This is a genomic window from Akkermansia sp. BCRC 18949, assembly GCF_045011645.1.
Taxonomy (GTDB): domain Bacteria; phylum Verrucomicrobiota; class Verrucomicrobiia; order Verrucomicrobiales; family Akkermansiaceae; genus Akkermansia; species Akkermansia massiliensis.
Genome location: NZ_CP123619.1, coordinates 3,010,729 through 3,026,843, shown reverse-complemented (window position 1 = coordinate 3,026,843; position 16,115 = coordinate 3,010,729). Strand labels below are relative to the sequence as shown.

General features: G+C 57.8%; 14 protein-coding genes. 7 read left to right on the top strand and 7 right to left on the bottom strand.

The window, feature by feature from the left end:
* Positions 1-191: 191 nt before the first annotated feature.
* Complete coding sequence (locus P8A25_RS12720; protein WP_215443467.1) at positions 192-2,426, top strand: glycoside hydrolase family 88 protein; 2,235 nt, start codon at positions 192-194, stop codon at positions 2,424-2,426.
* Between the two features lie 54 nt (positions 2,427-2,480).
* Here P8A25_RS12720 and P8A25_RS12715 read toward each other — a convergent pair whose 3' ends face one another.
* The 3 genes from P8A25_RS12715 to P8A25_RS12705 all read right to left on the bottom strand — a co-directional run bounded on the left by P8A25_RS12715 (position 2,481) and on the right by P8A25_RS12705 (position 5,660).
* Positions 2,481-4,205, bottom strand: a complete 1,725-nt coding sequence (locus P8A25_RS12715) for a phosphoethanolamine transferase (RefSeq protein ID WP_215443466.1) — start codon at positions 4,203-4,205, stop codon at positions 2,481-2,483.
* A 354-nt stretch (positions 4,206-4,559) separates the two neighbouring features.
* Positions 4,560-4,799: a hypothetical protein gene (locus P8A25_RS12710; protein WP_215443465.1), complete on the bottom strand. Its 240-nt coding sequence runs from the start codon at positions 4,797-4,799 to the stop codon at positions 4,560-4,562.
* Between the two features lie 312 nt (positions 4,800-5,111).
* A complete protein-coding gene (locus tag P8A25_RS12705) occupies positions 5,112-5,660 on the bottom strand; it encodes a rubrerythrin family protein (RefSeq protein WP_102722212.1) in 549 nt (182 codons plus the stop codon).
* 205 nt (positions 5,661-5,865) lie between these two features.
* Here P8A25_RS12705 and P8A25_RS12700 point away from each other — a divergent pair, with 205 nt between their 5' ends.
* Positions 5,866-6,369: a hypothetical protein gene (locus P8A25_RS12700; protein ID WP_215443463.1), complete on the top strand. Its 504-nt coding sequence runs from the start codon at positions 5,866-5,868 to the stop codon at positions 6,367-6,369.
* Positions 6,370-6,700: 331 nt separating this feature from the next.
* On the opposite strand, the gene P8A25_RS12695 is transcribed toward P8A25_RS12700, so the two are convergent.
* Positions 6,701-7,849: a M42 family metallopeptidase gene (locus tag P8A25_RS12695; protein ID WP_102722214.1), complete on the bottom strand. Its 1,149-nt coding sequence runs from the start codon at positions 7,847-7,849 to the stop codon at positions 6,701-6,703.
* 90 nt (positions 7,850-7,939) lie between these two features.
* Complete coding sequence (locus tag P8A25_RS12690) at positions 7,940-9,562, bottom strand: beta-N-acetylhexosaminidase (RefSeq protein ID WP_251828050.1); 1,623 nt, start codon at positions 9,560-9,562, stop codon at positions 7,940-7,942.
* 155 nt (positions 9,563-9,717) lie between these two features.
* Here P8A25_RS12690 and P8A25_RS12685 point away from each other — a divergent pair, with 155 nt between their 5' ends.
* The 3 genes from P8A25_RS12685 to P8A25_RS12675 all read left to right on the top strand — a co-directional run bounded on the left by P8A25_RS12685 (position 9,718) and on the right by P8A25_RS12675 (position 12,514).
* A complete protein-coding gene (locus tag P8A25_RS12685) occupies positions 9,718-10,902 on the top strand; it encodes an MFS transporter (RefSeq protein WP_215443459.1) in 1,185 nt (394 codons plus the stop codon).
* A gap of 108 nt (positions 10,903-11,010) precedes the next feature.
* On the top strand, positions 11,011-11,589 hold the full coding sequence (locus P8A25_RS12680) for a DUF6932 family protein (RefSeq protein WP_215443457.1): 579 nt from the start codon (positions 11,011-11,013) through the stop codon (positions 11,587-11,589).
* Between the two features lies 1 nt (position 11,590).
* Positions 11,591-12,514, top strand: a complete 924-nt coding sequence (locus P8A25_RS12675; RefSeq protein ID WP_215443455.1) for a hypothetical protein — start codon at positions 11,591-11,593, stop codon at positions 12,512-12,514.
* Here the strand turns inward: P8A25_RS12675 and P8A25_RS12670 are convergent.
* Together P8A25_RS12670 and mscL are read right to left on the bottom strand one after the other, a co-directional pair.
* Positions 12,511-13,665: an alkaline phosphatase gene (locus tag P8A25_RS12670; protein WP_215443453.1), complete on the bottom strand. Its 1,155-nt coding sequence runs from the start codon at positions 13,663-13,665 to the stop codon at positions 12,511-12,513. The genes P8A25_RS12675 and P8A25_RS12670 overlap by 4 nt on opposite strands.
* An 88-nt stretch (positions 13,666-13,753) precedes the next feature.
* The gene (gene mscL, locus P8A25_RS12665) at positions 13,754-14,167 is read right to left on the bottom strand and encodes a large-conductance mechanosensitive channel protein MscL (protein ID WP_022396833.1); all 414 of its coding nucleotides are present in this window, start codon (positions 14,165-14,167) and stop codon (positions 13,754-13,756) included.
* A gap of 187 nt (positions 14,168-14,354) precedes the next feature.
* Here mscL and P8A25_RS12660 point away from each other — a divergent pair, with 187 nt between their 5' ends.
* Together P8A25_RS12660 and P8A25_RS12655 are read left to right on the top strand one after the other, a co-directional pair.
* Entirely contained in the window at positions 14,355-15,611 is a 1,257-nt protein-coding gene (locus tag P8A25_RS12660) for an aspartate aminotransferase family protein (protein ID WP_404838722.1), read from the top strand.
* Positions 15,612-15,637: 26 nt separating this feature from the next.
* Positions 15,638-16,096, top strand: coding sequence for an amino acid-binding ACT (locus tag P8A25_RS12655; protein ID WP_022396831.1), 459 nt, complete (start codon positions 15,638-15,640; stop codon positions 16,094-16,096).
* The last annotated feature ends 19 nt before the right edge of the window (positions 16,097-16,115 follow it).

Sequence of the window (16,115 nt, the reverse complement as noted above, 5' to 3'; positions counted from 1 at the left end):
ATTTATAATGATACAATATGTTGTATATATGCTGCAGGGAATGGTTGATAACGCGGCATTCCCTTCCGTCATGGCACCATATGTGCCCTTGCCTCCCCTTTCCGGGGACCGGGGGAAAACGGGACAGGCCGAAAAGGGAAGATTCATTCCTCACGGAGAAATTTCAGCGCGGCTTTTTCCGTACCAGTCAAATGAATTTCTTTTCCTTTTCAAAAAACGGATGGCGTAAATCCTTCCTGCTGCTGGTTCTTCCCGCGCTTTCTGCGGGGAGCCCCGCTTCCGGCGCTCCCGCGGACTGGAATGAAAAGACCATCCGGGATAATCTCCGCCTGGTGGCGAAATGGCAGGCGGAGCATCCCAGAAAACGCTCGCCGCTGCACTGGACCTACGGCGCCTTTTATTCCGGCCTGGTGCAGTATGGCCTGGCCGTCCCGGAAGGGCCGGGATTGCCGCTGCTGAGGAAAACAGGAGGGGAACAGGAATGGAGAACCCTGAAACGGCATTACCATGCGGACGATCACGCCGTGGGCCACGCCTGGATGGAGATGGCGATGGAAGACGGAAATACCGCTGCGGCGGAGAAAATACGCGCCGTGCTGGACGGGGTGATGAACCGGCCCTCCTCCGCTTCCCTCCAGTTCGGGACTCCCGGCTGCCAGGACCGCTGGAGCTGGTCGGACGCCCTGTTCATGTCCCCTCCCGTGTTCGTGAAGCTGGCGGCCTATACCGGAGACCGCCGGTATCTGGAATTCATGGACAGGGAATACAAGCTCACCTGCGACTATCTTTTTGACCGGAAGGAAGGGCTGTTTTTCCGTGATTCCCGTTACTTCACCATTCCGGCGGCTAATGGGAAAAAGATGTTCTGGAGCCGGGGCAACGGCTGGGTGATTGCCGGACTGCCGCTTATTCTTCAGGACATGCCCGCGGACTGGCCTTCCCGCCCCTTTTATGAGGATCTGCTCAAGCGTATGGCGGCATCCCTGAAAAAATGCCAGTCGCCCGACGGTTCCTGGCACGCCAGCCTGCTGGACCCGGAAGAGCCCCCCTTGAAGGAGATGAGCGGCACCCTCTTTATCATGTACGGGATGCTGTGGGGGGTGAACCAGGGGTATCTGGATGCGGATGAATATCTTCCCGTCATCCGCAGGGCGTGGAAGGCCGCCTGTGATTCCGTCAACGCGGAAGGCGCGCTGGGCTGGGTGCAGCCCATTGCCGACAAGCCGGGCCATTATTCCGGGGAGGATACGGAAGCATACGGCGCGGGCGCCTACCTGATGGCCGGCACCGAACTGCGCAAATACGTCATTGGCCGGGACCATCCGCAGAGAAAGACTGTAACCGTCACGAACCCACTGGCCAAGTTCCGTCCTGCTGAAACCGTGTCGGTGCCCTGGACGTCCGGAACTTCCGGGAATGCCGCCGCCCTTCGCGTGTTTGACGTCCGCCACGGGCGCGTCATCCCGCACCAACTGGCGGATACGGATGGAGACGGAAGGACGGATACTCTTTTGTTCCAGAGCAATTTCCGGCCCGGAACGGCCCGTGATTTCTGGATTCTGAACGATTCCTCCCTGAAGGCAGCTCCTTCCGCGGACGTCTGTTTCAGCCGCCTGGTCCCGGAACGCCTGGATGATTTCGCGTGGGAGAACGATCTTACGGCGCACCGGATTTACGGTCCGGCCGTTGCCAGGCCGGCCCCTGAGGGGGAGGGCCTGGTTTCCAGCGGAACGGATGTATGGAGCAAGCGCGCGGGTGCTCCCGTCATCAATGAATTCTACAAGCGGGGGGATTACCACCGGGATCATGGCCGGGGACTGGACATGTACAACGTAGGGCCGGGACGGGGCTGCGGCGGCATTGCCGTGTTCAGGGATGGGAAACCGCATGTATCCGGAAACTGGGCCAGCGCGCGGGCATTGTACAACGGTCCGGTTCAGACCGCCTTTGAAGTGGGTTATGCGCCGTGGGACGTGGGCGGCGGCGTACGCGTGGCGGAAACGCGGAGGGTGACTCTGGACGCAGGAAGCCGTTTTTCCAAAGTCCGCAGCACCTTGACCATTCGGGGGGCGGAAACGGTGAAGGCCGGCGTGGGAATGGATACCGGAAAGGGCAGGAATAATTATGAAACGGTCACGAAGGACCGGGAGGACGGCGGCTTGATGACGGCATGGAGCAGGCCCCGGAAGAATGACGGATGCCTGGGAACCGCCGTGATAGTTCCCTGGGGTCCGGAAGGCGGGGCAGTAGACTCGGAAGGATGTACCTACTGGATCAGGGAGGCGGTGAACGGAAAGCCCTTTGAGTGGTACATGGGGGCGGTTTGGGACAAGGCTTCTCCGTTCAAATCCTCTGCCGCCTGGGAGGCGGAGGCGCGCCGCGTCCGGGAGTGCGTCAGGCATCCCCTGCGAGTCCGGGTACGGTAGAGTTCGTCCTATCCTGCCGTTCCCCGCAGAGGATGACGGCAGCTTCCATCTTTTTTACGGAAGCGGCTGCGGCGGTGCGGGAGCGGCCAGCCATTCCGCCAGCACTTCCGGCTGGAGGGGGGCCGGGGTTTCCCGGGCGTCCGGAGAGGCCAGATTCAGGCCGTTCCGGACGACTTCCGACCGGATGGAGGCCAGGGAAAGGAGGGTGTGGAAAATGTGGTCGTGGGAGACGGCTTTCAGGCGGTTGGCCTTCAGCGCGCGCACCATGTCCGGGTAGCGTGAGGCGAAGGCGTCCGAATACCACACGAACATGGCGGGACGGTAAACAGGCGGCAGAACATGCCCCTGGAACATTTTTCCTTCCTCGCCCAGCGCCACGCCATGGTCGGAGCAGTAAAAATAAATGGCCGGCCTGTCCTTCAACAGTGCAATCATGCGGTGGACGGAGGCGTCCAGGTCCACGATGGAATTGTCATACGCATTGACGGTTTCTTCCAGACGGGCCTTGGGGTCGTCCATGTTGCAGGACGCCGGGGTAAAGCGTTCCGCCTGTGCGGGGTAGCTGAACGCCATGTGGCTGCCGTTGTTGTAAATGACGTAAAGCTGTTTTTCCCGGCCGTGCCGTTTCAGGGATTCCTCCATGACCAGGGAGGTGCGTTCCTGCATCATTCCGGGCGTTTCGTGCATGGGCGGCGTCTGCTTCCGTTCCCGGCAGTTCCGGGTCAGGATGCCCAGGGAATAGTCATGGATGGAGTCTCCGCACAGGTCCATGATCCGGACGGTGCGGAAACCGTGCTTGTTGAACAGGTCAATGAAGGAGGAATGGGCGGGGCGGCGGCGGGACAGTTCCGCATCCGTAAACATGCCGATGGCGGAAATCCTGGTCACGATGCCGAAGGAGGTGGCGTGGGGGAAGGAAACGACGTTGGGTTCCCGGGAAAGCAGGGGCATCGTGTTCTGGTGGTAGCCGTTGAGGGAAAGGTGGTCCGCGCGCACGCTCTCGCCCATGTGGAAGACCACGGCCAGGTCGTCCGGAGCGTCGCATCCGGAGAGGGGTTCCGCGCAGGACGGCAGGTTCCGGAGTTCATTGAAACGGCTTGCGTCCTGGGTGACGTATTCGTCCGCCAGCTTGTACGCCATCACGAAGTCCACGAGGGGCCAGCCCTTGGCCTTGTCAGAGGTGTAGTAAAGGTAAAGGGGTTCCGAGCTGTAGGAGGTGGCCGGAATGCCCAGCAGCAGAAAGATTCCGTACAGGCTCCAGATGCACGCCAGCGCGCCCCACGTGGCCTTCTGGCGCAGGGAACGGCGGCTCCAGTAAATGGCCAGGTAAATGAAGGCCGCCAGCAGCAGGGCCCCGGTGGCGGAGGCGGCGGTGCAGAAGGCGCAGGCTTCCCGGAAGTTGGTCTCCGCCATGCTGGAAAGGACGGAGAGGTTCAGCGTCAGCCCGTACCGCATCTGCATCATGTACAGGCCCGCGTTGAACAGGATGATGGCCGGAAGGACGACGTAGGCGGTAAAGCGGTATTTCAGGCAGAGAAGGATGGTGCCGCAGAGCAGGGAGGCGGAACAGGCGATGCCCATGCAGCTCATCAGCACGCTCTGGCCGTCATTGAGCACATAAGGATTGACCACCAGAGCCGCCGCGAGTCCGGTTGCCCACAGGCAGCGCATGCGGCGCGGAAAGAACGCGGCGCGAAGAGCCTGGAAGACGGCGGAAAGAGCGCCTGGCCGGCCTGCGTACCGTTCTGCGGAACGGGTGGATGCATGGGGAGGGGTCATCGCAAAGAAAGGATAAAGTATTCTTCCTGCTTGAAGGGGTGAGCCATTGTAAGGGTTTCACGGTGATGCTCAAGCAGAATGTGGCGGAACGCCTTTTCATGGAAGGGCCCGGGCAGGAAAAGGGAACCGCCGTTGAAACGGCGGTGCCGATAGCATCCGCCATTTTTTGCGCTTGGGGCTTGGTGCGGATGGCGGCGCAGGCAATTGGTTGTGGGGGCAATTGGTTGTGGGGGCAGCCCGTCCGGCATGCGGGGTTGACGGAAAGAGGGGACTTTCCGGTTGTAGTTGACAGGCCCGGTTTTGGGAGGGTATAGGGAAGCTTATGGAAAATCAGCCCGTTGTGCTGCAATGTCCTCAAGCTGTGAAAGGAGCCGCCTGTATTTGTGTCGTGGGGGCCGTGTCATTGCCCTGGGTCGCAGCGGCTTCCGGCCTGGGGCTTGTTCCCGGAACCGTGCTGGGCGCAGCCGGGATTTTGCTGGGGGTGGCTTCCGTTGCCTGCGCCGTTGTCGCCTTGTGCAGAAAATCCGTCGCATTCGGCATCATCATGATTTTAATCGGGATGCTCGCCTGCGCCGTAGCCAGAACGGAATGCATGTATTTAATGTTTTAAATGAACAAGTCCATCAATCCGGGCATTCAAAAAAGGTCCGGGGCCGGATGCACGTGGGAGGAGAGGACCAGGGCCACCCGGACAGTCGGAAGTGGAGAAAAGTCTTGAAGTCCGGAAAAGGGCCGGAACACGGTTCTGGAACGGCGCTTGCGGAATGACCGGAAGGGAAAAGCCGGCGATGCTTCTTCTCTGGCCGCTTCCCCAGATGGCAGCGGTTTCCGGCCTGTAAAAACCCGCCCGGAATGTTCCGGGCGGGTTTTGTGTGCCATGGATGGCCTCCGGTGCTCAGACGGAGTTTACCCGATGACGAGGAATTTTTCAGCCTTGGTGCCGCAGAGGGGGCAGGCGTCCACGCCTTCCAGAGATTTGAAGGTGTCCCCGCACACCAGGCATACCCAGTATTGCCTGGGCAGGGCGCTGGTGTCTCCGTTTTCCAGGGCCTTGAGGGCGGCGGCATAAAAATCGGCGTGTTCCTTTTCCGCTTCCGTGGCCCACGTGAAGGAGCGGACGGCGGCCTTCTGGCCTTCCTCTTCCGCCACGGCGATGAATTCCGGATACATGCTTTCGAATTCGTGGGTTTCCCCGGCGATGGCGGCTTTCAGGTTTTCCGCGGTGGTTCCTACATGAATCTGGATATCGATGGGGTCCATCGTTGCGCCCAGCTTTTCCAGAACCTTGTTGTGGTTGGCGGCGTGGACGGATTCCGCCTTGGAGGCGGCTTCAAACAATTTCTGAATGAGGGGCTGCCCTTCCTGGGCGGCTTTGGCGGCATAGGCTGCGTAAGTGGCGGAGGCGGTGCTTTCGCCCGTAATGGCGGCTTTCAGGTTTTCTATGGTTTTAGTCATCGGGAATGAATTTATAATAATTCTAAAAAGATGCAACTGAAAAAATCCTCCAAGGGAAGAAAAAACGCAAATTCCCCTTTCTGCGGCATCACGGGGAGCCGTTACACAATGATTCATTGACGCATGCATGGCGAGCCTGTACAACGGAAACGTTATGAAGAGCATTGTAACAATTAGTTCGGCATGTGCCCTGGCATTTGCAGGTATGGCTTCCGCCCAGGATGCCCCGGCTCCGGCATCCGCCCCGGCCGCTGAAACCCCTGCCGCGCCCACCGCGCCGGCCGCTGAAGTTTCCAAGGAAGCGAAGGAAGCCGCTGACCAGATGCTGGCTTTGATGAAGGAAATGTCCGCCACGCTCAGCACGGTGAAGGACAAGGCCACCGCAGACGCGGCTGCTGAAAAGATGGCGAAGATCAATGAAAAGGGCGAAGCCCTTTCCAAGAGCGTCCAGAAGGTCCAGGCTGAAATGGATGCCGCCATGCAGGCGCGCCAAGCCGAACTCCTGCCCATTTTCATGGGCATGATGACCGACATGCAGCGCTTGCAGCAGGCCGACTTCTTCGGAAGCCAGGCCCTGAAGGACGCCATGAAGCAGACCGGAGCTTCCGGTCCCGAAGAAGGCGTTGAAGTGGAGGAAGAAGTGGAAGTGGAAGCCGTTCCGGCCCCCGCTCCCGCTCCGAAGGAAGCTCCCGCTCCCGCCGCCAAGTAACTTTCTTTTTCAGGATTGATCCTCCTCCGGCATCTCTGGGTGCCGGAGGATTTTTTATGGGGAGGCCGTCCTGAAAAGCCTCCGTGGCGTGCCTCAGGCCTCTGCGGCAGCTGAAACGCATGCGTCCGACAGGATGCCCTGCTTCAGGGAACAGAGTTCACTGCCGCTCAATTTCAGGTTTGACTGGCGCAAGGGGCTGCGGCGCTTCTTGACGGGACGGGGCAACGCCGCGGGCGTATTGCGCGGAACGCTTGAAGACGTCCGGAAACAGGCAGGCCGCCTCCGTTTCCGGGGCGGCCTGCGGGTGAGTGATCGGTTGGCGCCGGGGCTTTTATTTGGCCTTTTTCTTCCTGGCGGCGGCTTTGGCCGGCTTGGCTGCCGTTTTGGATGCCTTGGCGGGTTTTTCTGCCGGGCATTCGTTGACGGAGTTCCAGGACCAGTCCCATTTGTCCACGTTCATGGCGCAGGCGGTCAGGAGCGCTACGGAAGCGTCCAGGTCATCCTTGTGCGCCATTTCAATGACCTGGTGAACGTTGCGGGTGGGAACGGAGATGGCCCCGGCAATGGAGCCGCCCGGAACAAACTTCTGCATGGCTCCGGCGTCCGTGCCGCCTGCCGGCAGCATTTCCACCTGCCATTTGATCTTGTGGGCGTCCGCCATGGCCTTCATGAACTTCACCATGCGGCGGTCCGCAATCACGGAGCCGTCATACAGCTTGATGGCGGCACCTGCGCCCAGGTGGGAGACCTGGTCGTGCGCCGGGGTGCCGGGAATGTCGCAGGCGATGGTGACGTCCAGGGCGATGGAGAAGTCCGGCTGGATGTCCAGCGTGCCGGCCTGCGCACCCCTCAGCCCCACTTCCTCCTGAACGGTGAAGGCGGCCACGAAGTTGCAGGAGGGCTTCTTTTTGGAAGCCTTGATGGCGCGGAGGGCTTCAATCAGCACGTAGCATCCGGCGCGGTTGTCCAGGGACTTCACGTTCACGCAGTCCCCCATTTCCACCAGGTCGCGTTCACGGGTGACGGAGTCGCCCACGGAGACGTATTTTTCCACTTCCTCCTTGCTCATGCCCAGGTCGATGAAGAAATCGGTCACTTCCGGCAGCTTGGTGCGTTCCGCCGGGGACATCACGTGGATGGGCTTCACGCCCATGACGCCGATGAGGTCTTTTTTGCCGTGGACGATGACGCGCTGGGCCGTCAGCGTCTTGGCGTCAAAGCCGCCCAGGGGGAGGAATTTGATGAACCCTTTGTCGTCAATGTGACGGACCATGAAGCCGATTTCGTCCATGTGGGCGGCGGCCATCATGGTTTTTTCCGTATCCTTGCCTTCCACGATGGCAATCACGCTGCCCAGGTTGTCCACCCGCACGGCGTCCACCAGAGGGGCCACTTCCTGAATGATGAAATCACGGATTTTGTCTTCAAACCCCGGAGCGCCCGGAGTCACGCAAACCTGACGAAGCAGTTCCAAATTCATAATGCCGCCAATGTAATGGTTTTCGTGAAGGTTGGCTAGCCCATAATGCGGCCTCCGGAAGGAGGCTGCGCGGGGGCCTTCCCTCCGTATTTACCGGCGTTCCCGGGTAATGACGGCGTCCGGCTGCGCGGGGGCCCCGTTGTCCGGCCTCTTGTAGTTGACGCCATGGGCGTCCAGAAAGGGAAGCTGGCGGTCGAGGCGCTTGCGGAAGTCTTTCTCGTTTTTCAGCTCCTTGGGGGTCCAGGCTACTTCCGCCAGCGCCAGGGCGCGGGGGAAGGCATGGTATTCCCATTTCGGCAGGTTGGGAATGTACTCCGTCCAGATGTTCGCCTGGCAGCCCAGCACCTGTTTTTCCCGTTCCCGGGGCGTTCCCTGCGGGACGGGCTCCAGCCCATAGACGCGCTGCCAGGTCAGGTTGTCGTCGTTGATGGTTTCATACTCCGGGGCGGAGGGTTTGCCGGGGCCCTGGTCATAGTCGAAGTACAGGTGGCTGTTGGGCGTCATCACCACGTCGTTGCCCTGTTCCAGGGCATGCCGCGCGCTGTTCGGCATCCAGCTCCGCCAGACCATCATGGTGGCGGTGGGGGAGAGGCCCCCTTCCTGGATTTCATCCCAGCCGATGAGCCTCTTGCCGTGGCTGTTGATCATTTTTTCCACGCGCCGGATAAAGTAGCTCTGGAGTTCGTTCTCGTTGGCGAGGCCGTTGTCCTTCATGACCTGCTGCGCCGCGGCGGACTGCTTCCACTGGTCCTTGGGAGCCTCATCCCCACCGATGTGGATATAGGGGCTGTCCGGGAACAGGGCGCACACTTCATCAATAACGTCTTCCAGAAAATGGAAGGTTTTTTCCGTGGGAGCGAAGGTGTAGGGAAGCACGCCCCAGGTTTCCTGCACCTTGGGCGCGAAGCCCGGAATGTCCGTGTTGCCCAGTTCCGGATACGCGGCGATGGCGGCGGAGGCGTGGCCCGGCAGTTCCACCTCCGGAATGACGGTGATGCCGCGGTCTTTGGCGTACTGGACCACTTCCCGGATTTCATCCGCAGTGTAATGGCCGGAGTACGGGGTGCCGTCCGCCTTGTTGTGGCTGCCGATGACGGGGGACTGCGCCCGGGTACCTCCCACAGCCGTCAGCCTGGGGTACTTGGCGATGGGGAGCCTCCACCCCTGGTCGTCCGTCAGGTGCCAGTGCAGGGTATTGAATTTGTACCTCTCCATCAGGTCCAGGATCTTTTTGATGTCCCGCACGGGCATCATGTGGCGGCAACTGTCCATCATCAGGCCGCGCCATGAAAAGCGGGGCTGGTCCTTCACGTCCAGCCGGGGCAGGGCCGGAGCTCCGTTCACGTCGGAAGCGACGCTTTGCACAAGGGATTGAAGGGCGTACAAAGCGCCGTTCACGGAACCGGAGGCAATGGAAATGGAATCCGGCGTTACGGCAAGGCGGTAGCCTTCCCTGCCCAGGGACGCGTCTTCCGTAAAGATGAGGTCCGCGCCGGTTTCAACCAGCGCCGTTTTGATCCCGTTGTCGCGGAAAATCCGTTCCGCCTGTTTGGAAAGGGGATTTCCTTCCGGGAGCCGGACGCCGTCTTTCAGGGAAAATCCGGCTTCTCCGGTTTTAACGCGCATGGCGGCGGGCTGGGGAATGATGTGGGGCGTCCCGGGAACCGGAGCGGACGGGGCGCCCCAGCAGAGGGAGGATAAGCTGAAAGCCATGGCAGGGAAAAGGTGTCTGGAAATCATAGCGTAACTACGTGGTATTTCCCGAAAAAATTCTGTTCCGGCGATTGTTTTTTTCAAATGCCGGGAAAGGCCGGCGGATAAAAATAGCGGTTGCTCCGCCTGTGCACCTGTGAGAGTATCCCCGCCCTATGAGTGAAGCCGCTTCCCCCCGCATCAGGAAGACGATGATTTTTGTGCTGCTGGCTCTCTTTCTGGGCCAGTTCGGAAGCGGCGTGTATGATCTCATTTTCAGCAACTTCCTGCGTGACGCCCAGCATCTGGACGTGGAGATGCGCGGGTTCATTGAACTCCCCAGGGAACTGCCCGGCATCCTGTCCCTTTTTGTGGTCAGCCTGCTTTTCATGTTCAATGAGGTGCGCATGGCCGGGGTGGCGTGCCTGCTGATGTTCGGCGGCATGTACGCGCTGGCCTTCTGCGGCGCCGGAACCAGCCTGTGGGCGCTGTCTGCGTGGATTCTGACGGTGAGCCTGGGGCAGCACATTCTGATGGGCATGATTGATACCATCGTCATCCATACGGCGAGGCCGGAGAACCGTAGCCTGAGGCTCGGCCAGATGAAGGCGCTGGGGACGGCGGCCGCGCTGCTGGGCGCGCTGTGCGTATGGATCAAGTGGAAATTCAACCAGTCTTTTGCCGTAGACTTTTTCGTTACGGGCGGCGTGTGCCTGCTGGCGTTCCTGTTCCTGAGCCGGGTGAAAACGCCCGTCTTTCCGCAGCGGCGCGGCTGGCGGCAGTGTTTCGTCTTCAAGCGCAGGTATGCCGTTTATTACGGGCTGGAAATCCTGCACGGCATCCGCAAGCAGCTTTATCTGACCTTCGGCTTCTGGCTGATGGTCAGCACGCTGGGCCAGCCGCCCGGATACATCGGAAAAACCCTGCTCATTGCCGGCGTCATCGGGCTGGTCACGCAGCCCCTCATCGGCTGGAGCATCAAGCGGTATGGGGAACGGAAGGTAACGATTTTCGACAGCATTGCGCTGTCCCTCCTGTGCCTGGCGTATGCCTTCGCCCCGGAGCTGCTCCCCCTGCACTGGGCCGTGGGCGTGGTGACCGCCTGCTTCGTGCTGGACAACCTGCTGTTCGCCCTGGGCATGGCCCGCAGCACTTATGTGGCCCGCATCTGCGAGAAGCCGGAGGACATCACGCCGAGCATTTACACCGGGCTGGCCATCAACCATGTGGCTTCCATCACTTACGGCGTGCTGGGCGGCGTGATCTGGATGAATACGGGCGGTCCGCAGGCGGTGTTCCTGATAGGCGGCCTGGCTACCGCCGGGGCCGGGCTGGTGGCGCGGCACATGGAGGAGGTATGATTTTTAGTTAGATAGTTGATGAATAAGTATTTTTTCTCTAGAAAAATATGTTTGGTGATTGACTCAACATAAGTTACACTGCCTTCGTATTAACTGTGAAATCTCCTCATGGGCAACCCTATTCCATCATTTGATCATAATCATGTCTTACCTCCACATTTAGGTGACCCAACTCGAAGGGAGCAACTATCTCCCTATCCCTGCACTACGTTGGATTTATGCAAGAAGTTTGCTACTAATGATAATCGGAAAAATATTTTACAAGGTTTTTTACGATTCCGTTCTCAATTAGAAATTTGCCATTTGGAAGGAGTACAGTGGATTGGCGGAAGCTTTCTGGAAAATATAGAATTGCAGGATAAGGATAGGCCTCACGATTTAGATTTAGTGACTTTCTTTTTGTCAGAAGGTGAAGATCATTTGAACGATGTGTTACAGCAATGTCCTGCATTTTTTGATCATCCATATGCAAAAAAGGAATATTTTCTTGATCACTATACCGTTGATATGGATTTTAAAAATTATGGAAAAAAAGCCACGCCATTTATTGTTCTTGAGCAATGTCGATATTGGCAAGGTCTATTTTCCCATACAAGGAATAGTGTTTGGCGAGGAATGTTACAAATACAGTTGAACACACATGAACTTGACCAACAAGCTTTACAATTCATAGGAGGGACATTTTAAGATGGCTACGTTAAGAGAACATCGCGCTTTCTTACAAAAAGAAAGATTAGAATTGATAAATCTTTTGGAATCGATTGGTGGACATCCATATGTATCCATGGCATATAAATCAAAATTAGAAGAGGTCGAAAAGCAAATTAGGGAACTTCCTCCCTTAGGACAAAAAGAGGCTAGAACTACGTTGTACTTTTCAGGTGGACCAGTTGTTGGTTCAGAAGGTATAGATTCTTTGTTTGCATCAAATGTTTTATCTCCATTTCAAAATATGGTTATGGAAGATTATTCATCCAGAGTTAATGGACGGAGCAATGGTAAACGGGGAAAAGTAAAAAATGCAAATGAATCGCGTCTTCTCTTGGTAGGATTACCGAGAGGTTCATTTGGCTTGGAATTGGTAAAAGCTGAAAATGAGACCTTGTTAGATGAAATGCAGTTAGGTGAGACGTTAGCATACATTACAGAGCTAGTTGCTGCATCTGCTAAAAATGATGAAAATTTTGCCGAATATCTTGATAAAACAGATCCTAGAGTAATAAACAGTCTAAAAGATTTTTTAAAAGTTATTGCGAATAATAAAGCAGGTATTAGATTGTTGACAGGAGATTTTACTTGTGAACTATCTCCAAGACAGGCTAAAAGTGCCTATAATCGTGTATCGCAAACATATGCTGAAAAAAAATCAATTAGAATGGAAGGCATTTTTAAAGGAGCATTATTGGAATCAAGAAAATTTGATTTCAATGATCAAAATGGTTATAAAATTACAGGTGTAATCGATCATGAATTGAATGATACAAAAATTACATATTTTAATACTTCGTTCACAAATAAAAAATGTGTTGCTGTAATGGATGAATATACCATAACATATAAGAATAATAGAAAATCTATACGATATATTCTAAAAGATTTAATAATAATTTAATTACTGGTATAATATTTTTTATATTTCATAGATTTCATAGATTTCATGATCTTGTGGAAGATGTCCGTATTTTCGTAAATGCCGGTGAACGCGCCGCTTCCCGCGCCGAAGGCGTACACCGGAACGGCCATGCCGTCGTGATTGCCGGAGCCGAACTGGGCGTTTATTTCCCCTTTCTCCCGGTTGCCGCCTGTGAGTGCGAACGCGCCCGTGTTATGGTCCGCCGTGATGACGACCAGGGTGCCGGGGTGTTTTGAAGCCCAGTCCAGCACGGCTCCCGCGGTCCGGTCGAAGTCGAGAAGCTCCTCCATCATTTCTTCCAGGTTGTTGCGGTGGGCGGCCTTGTCGATGTTGGAGCCTTCCACCATCAGGAAAAATCCCTCGGGATTACGGGATAGGGTATCCAGCGCCTTCAGCGTGGCCCGGCGCAGAACGTCTCCCCGCCTGGAGGGCGGGGGAAGATTCCCCGGAGCGGTGACGGCCAGCGTTTTTCCGGGCGGCAGTGCGGCGGCTTCCTCCCAGCTGCGGGCGATCCGGTAGCCCTGCGCCTGCATCTCCTTGAAAATGTCCCTCCCGTCCGGCCTTTGCGTGAAATACTTGCCGCCGCCGCCGAAAATGAAGTCGGCGCGGGAACGGGGGTAATCCCCGATGATGCCGTAGGAATCCGACCTTTTTTCATTATTGGCGCAGAAGGCGGCCGGGGTGGCGTCGTTCAGCTCGCAGGTGGCGATCACGCCGGTGGATTTGCCCATGTCCGCCGCCTTGTCCACCAGGGAGTCCAGCTTGTTGCCCCTGGGGCACACGGCCACCCTCTTGTAGAGCGTCTTGGTACCCGTCGCCATGGCGGTGCCTGCGGCGGCGGAATCCGTCACCAGCTTGTCCGCGCACCATGTTTTGGAGATGCCCGTTACCGGGCAGTTTTCAATGAACAGGCGCCCGCGGTTGGCCGCCCAGGCCGCGGAAAGGTGATGGATGCCCATGCCGTCCCCAATCATCAGGATGACGTTGGTGGCAGGGAGGTTCCGGTCAGGCTCCGGGATTTCCGCCACCTGGTAGGGGCGTTCCAGAACGAAGCGCTGGGTCTCCGCCGCCGGAAGCAGGGACGGCGCAAGCAGCAGGGCACAGGCAAGGGAGCGCAGGAGGAAATTCATGCTGCCACTTTCCCGCCCGCGGCGGAACAAGTAAAGAGGAAAAATGTGCCGGTTCAGCGGGAAACCGGCACAAATGCTGTTGGCGGCCTTATTTGACGTCCGCCTGTTTTTGCAGGATGTCCCGGATCTGTTCCAGCAGAACGACGTCATCCGGCTTGGGCGCGGGGGCTGCGGGCGTTTCTTCGCTCTTGCGCCTCAGTGAGCCGATGAGCTTGATGGCCACGAAGATGGAGAAGGCGATGATGATGAAGTCGATGGTCGCCTGAAGCAATTCCCCGTATTTCAATTCCACGTCCCCCAGTTTCAGGGTCAGGTACGCCAGGTTCACGCCGGAGGTGAGGTAGCCGATGATGGGGGTGATGATGCTGGAGACGAAGACGGAAACGATTTTGTTGAACGCGCCGCCGATGACGACCGCCACCGCCAGGTCAATGACGTTTCCTTTAAGGGCGAATGCCTTGAATTCCTCCAGAAAACCTTTGGGATTGAAAAAATGTGCCATGATGGATTGCTGCTGGTTGTAGATTTATTCTGGCGGCAAAAGGATAAAAGAAAAGAAAAATGAAATGCCGCCGAACAGAGATATGACTACCCGCCGGGATAAAATGTGAGAATCATGACGTGGCTCCCAAAAAAATCATTTACAGACGGGGCCAGAAGCGCAAACTACACGCGTATTACCTTAGCTTATGAACACAGAAGAAAAACTCAACCGGTACGTACTCCATTCCTATGGCCGTTATCCCATGGCTGCCGTCCGCGGGGAAGGCTCCCGACTGTGGGACAGCACGGGGAAGTGCTATCTGGACTTCTGTGCCGGCATTGCCACCTGCGCGCTGGGGCATTGCCATCCCGTGGTGACGCAGGCCCTGCAAAAGCAGGCGGCCACGCTGGTGCACTGCTCCAACCTGTACCAGATTCCCCAGCAGGCGGATCTGGCGGAATTCATCGTGACCAAATGCGTGGAGCGTCCGGGGAAGGTCTTTTTCTCCAACAGCGGCGCGGAATCCAATGACGGCTTGATCAAGGTGGCGCGCCGCTACGGCCACCGGAAGCCCCAGGCGGACGGCAAACCCCGTTATGAAGTGCTTACGTTCAACAAATCCTTCCACGGAAGAACGCTGGGCAGCATGTCCGCCACGGGGCAGGATAAAATCAAGATAGGCTTTGACCCCATGCTGCCGGGATTCCGCCATCTGCCTTTCAATGACCTGGAAACGGCCCGCGAAGCCATCAGGCCGGAAACAGTAGCCTTCATGCTGGAAACCATCCAGGGGGAAGGAGGCGTCAACTGCGTGACTCCGGGATTCCTGCGCGGCCTGGCACAATTGTGCAAGGAGCACGATCTTCTTCTGCTGATGGATGAAGTGCAGTGCGGCTTTGGCCGTTGCGGCGACATCATGGGATGGCGCGCCGTGGCTCCGGACGTGGAGCCGGACGGCGTTTCCTGGGCCAAGGCTCTTGGCGGCGGTTTTCCCATCGGCGGCTTCTGGATTTCCGACCGCGCCATTGACGACCAGGGCACGGAGCTTGCCTCCATCATGGATCCCGGCTCCCATGGCTCCACGTATGGCGGCAATCCGCTCGGCACCACGGTCGGCTTGGCCGTGCTGCGGGAAATCGTCTCCCAGGGGCTCCCGGAACGTGCGCGGCGCCTGGGCGCGGAAATCCGCGCGGAAATAGAATCCTGGAACCTGCCCGTGATCCAGGGCGTGCGCGGCCTGGGCCTGTTGCTGGGCATCGGCCTCAATCCGGAGATGGTGGACGCGCCGGAAGGCAAGACGGTTGCCGCCGTGGTGGTGGAGGCTCTGCGGCAGGAAGGCCTGCTTTCCGTTCCCGCCGGGCCGGAAACCGTCCGCCTGCTGCCTCCGCTGAACGTGAGTGAAGAGGAAGTCCAGCAGGCGCTTGCCATCATCAGGCGCGTGCTTAAGACATACGTTAAATAGAACTCAACCCCGTTTGCTTTATTGTCATGAAGGAAGAAGCCATCAAAGCCCCCGGCAGTACGATAAGGCAATATTCCATCATGCTCCAGAACCGGGTGGGGGCGCTGTCCGCCCTCCTCGGCCTGCTGGACATGCACGGCATCTTCTGCCTGGGGTTCAGCATGCACGACTGCCATGAGGCGACCATTGCGCGCCTGATTGTCAGCGATCCGGAACGAACGTCGGAAATCTTTCTGGAAAAGGGCATCTGCTACACGGAGTCCGAGGTTCTGGTGGCGGTTCTCCGCCATGGCCCCGCGGACCTCAAGAAGTGCCTGGATGTGCTGTATGCCGCGGAAATGAACGTCAACTTCCTGTACCCCCTGATGCCCTGCATGGCGCGGGGCTCCCTGGTCGCCCTCCATGTGGATGACCTCAACTTCGGGCGCACCGTGCTGAATTCCAGCGGCATCAAGGTCCTGTTCCAGCAGGATCTCAGCCGGTAGGAACGATGGTTTTTCTGGC